Source organism: Bradyrhizobium sp. 142 (assembly GCF_023074015.1).
Taxonomy (GTDB): Bacteria; Pseudomonadota; Alphaproteobacteria; order Rhizobiales; family Xanthobacteraceae; genus Bradyrhizobium.
The window spans coordinates 1-2,423 of sequence record NZ_JADPKQ010000033.1 but is presented as its reverse complement, the minus strand read 5'-3'; the positions used below and the strand labels follow the sequence as shown (position 1 = coordinate 2,423).

The 2,423-nt window shown below is 59.9% G+C and carries 3 protein-coding genes and 1 pseudogene; all 4 read right to left on the bottom strand.

The annotated features are described in order from the left end of the window. Positions 1 to 330, bottom strand: a pseudogene (locus IVA82_RS02985) (transposase); the annotation flags it as partial. 781 nt (positions 331 to 1,111) lie between these two features. Continuing rightward, a complete protein-coding gene (locus IVA82_RS02980; protein ID WP_247383569.1) occupies positions 1,112 to 1,504 on the bottom strand; it encodes a plasmid pRiA4b ORF-3 family protein in 393 nt (130 codons plus the stop codon). A 21-nt stretch (positions 1,505 to 1,525) separates the two neighbouring features. Then, positions 1,526 to 1,879 carry a hypothetical protein gene (locus IVA82_RS02975; protein WP_247383570.1) on the bottom strand — a complete coding sequence of 118 codons (354 nt, stop codon included), beginning with the start codon at positions 1,877 to 1,879 and terminating at the stop codon, positions 1,526 to 1,528. A gap of 30 nt (positions 1,880 to 1,909) precedes the next feature. Continuing rightward, the coding region (locus IVA82_RS02970) for a transposase (RefSeq protein ID WP_247493158.1) at positions 1,910 to 2,423 on the bottom strand (514 nt) is incomplete at its 5' end.

Sequence of the window (2,423 nt, the reverse complement as noted above, 5' to 3'; positions counted from 1 at the left end):
CTTGAGCCGGCCATGCCGCTCCAGCGAAGGCAGCAACGTCGGAATCATTACCCGGAGCCGCTTGCCGCAGATCCGATCCGAGGCCTCCCACAGCGCCACCAGTGCATCCCTGATAGGGGCGCCATAGGTCGGCTTTCGCTGCCGCCGGGCCTCCGGCGAAATTGCGACATGGCTGGCCAGCGCCCGAACCGCGTGCTTGCGATGCCAGCCCGTCACCGCGCAAAGCTCGTCGAGAATGCGCCCCTTATCTGCCCGCCCTGCTGATCGATAGCGGTCTACCACCGCCGCCGTGATCTCGCGCCGCGCACCCATGCTGATCCGTCCTGCCATCGGCAACACCGATCCGATTCGGTATCGCGGCCCCACTCCTGACGGTCAGTTCTCCGGTAACATTCTTGATGAGGCAATGCGCCTGCCAAGTAGCATCCGAAACTGAGGTGAAACCCAGACCGAAACTAGTTCCGCTCAGCTTCGTCGCGGAACCTAATTGGCGGCCGCTAACCGGCAAATTGCTTATCTTAAATAATCATGATGACTCCATCGCAAAATTGAAAAATATGTTTGGGGAAAACATGGGAGGTTGGAATGGAAGCTGCCCGCCGCTTTCGCGCAATGGCGTTGCTTTGCCGACAGACTGCTGCGCGTCAACCTGAGAGAAGCTGGAAACTGCTCGCAGAGGCAGAATACTGGGAGCATCTGGCGGCTGCGGCTTTGGTTCACTGAGGTTTGGTCCAGCGATTGTTTGTCCTTTCTCTCTTCATCGACTTCTTTCAAATCATATTGTGAGGCAGGAGATGTCCAGGACGCGTCAGAGTTATACTTGTGCTGTTCTGAGCGAGCGGCTCCAAACGCTTGTGGCGGAGCTTAGAGAGGTGGAGAAGCTTCGAAGTAAGCTCCGACAGATAGGAGCGAGAGCGATCGGCAGAAGACGGCCGGCCAGAGCGGGCAGCAGAGCAATAGGCCGTTCGGACACGAGGCGCTGCGCCTTGCTGTAGCCAGCGCGCGCACTAAAGATCGGAAAAGCCTAATCCCGCTGCGTCATTTGTACATTTCGGCGCGGCGCTACTCGACAGTAAGCGTAGCTCTGCGGCCCTTTGATTGGCGCTTGCGTCTATTTTGATCGCAGTTTGCGCGGGCGTGGCTTCCAAATTCCAGACAATGCGTTGACGGCGGCCTCGATCGCCTTCCTGTCGATGACGTTGGGATCGAACTGTTCGGGGCCCCAGAGGCGCATGTGTTCGTGCTCCGGATGGGTGGGGTCGCTGATGGCGTCGAGGTATTCGGCATAGCCGGGCGCACCGCCGACGTCCTCCGGAGGACAACGACCGGCGGCCTCGAGCAAGAAGGGCAGGCCCTCTGTCGGCGTGTCGTCGAACCATTTTTCGAGCTTGATCACATGATCCCAGCTGTCGCCGAAGTCGTAGAGATAATGGATCGTCTTGGCGCCGGTCTCGTGAACGATATCGCTGAGCCGCGCCTTGCGGGCATCGATGGTAACCGGCATGAGCAGCCACGTAGGCAGTTGTTAGCCAGCGCGGGCGTAGCGGATCGGCATCCAATACTGGCGCATGGCCTCGACGGCCGCCGGGATATCGCTGTGGGCGTTGCGCAGGAATTGCTCGGTCTGGCGGGCCTTGTTTGTCGGTCCGAGCAGCGGACAGCCCTGATCGTCTTCACAGTGAATCAGGATGGGCAGTAGCAGTCCGTGATTGACGTTGCGGGTGTCGAGCAGAGGCGCCCAAGCCGATATTCTAGCATTACAGTTGTCTTTTTGATTTGACATGAGCGCGTTGAGCGGCAGCCTGATGAGCTCTGCGCCAGAAAGACCATGCGATGATACGTGCGGGTTGAATACGCTTTCGAGCAAGTCTGATGGCAATGCGGCGGATTTCCTGGATTGACCAACGGATCAGCGGCGGCGTGGGTGTGCTTTGGCTTTTGCCGGGGGGCGGCGTTTGGTTTTTTTGGGCGGTGGCGGATTGGCGCGATGGCGGATCGCGGCCATCATGGCGAAGGCGAGCATCACCAAGGACACATGACGGTGCCAGCCATGCCAGGATCTGCTCTCGTTGTGATCGAGCCCGAACTCGTTTTTCGCGGTTTCAAAGCTGTCCTCGATCGCCCATCGATGGCCTTCGACCGCGACCAGCGTTTCAATTGATGTTCCCGCTGGGCACCAGGTGGTGAAGAAGGCGAGGTCATCATCGGCGATGCGACGACGGATCAGTAGACCGCGCGTCCATAAACCATCATTTGCGCTGTTGAACTGCTCGGCCTCGAGGTCGGCCAATTCGAGATAACACCAGTCGTGCAGCCGCGGTCCCTTGGTTCCGGCTCCCGCCGACAGGCGCTTCCAGTCGGACGGGCGCCGCGTCCGGGCGAGGTCCGCGGCCGTACCGGCGACCGGCGGTCGCTTGCCCCAG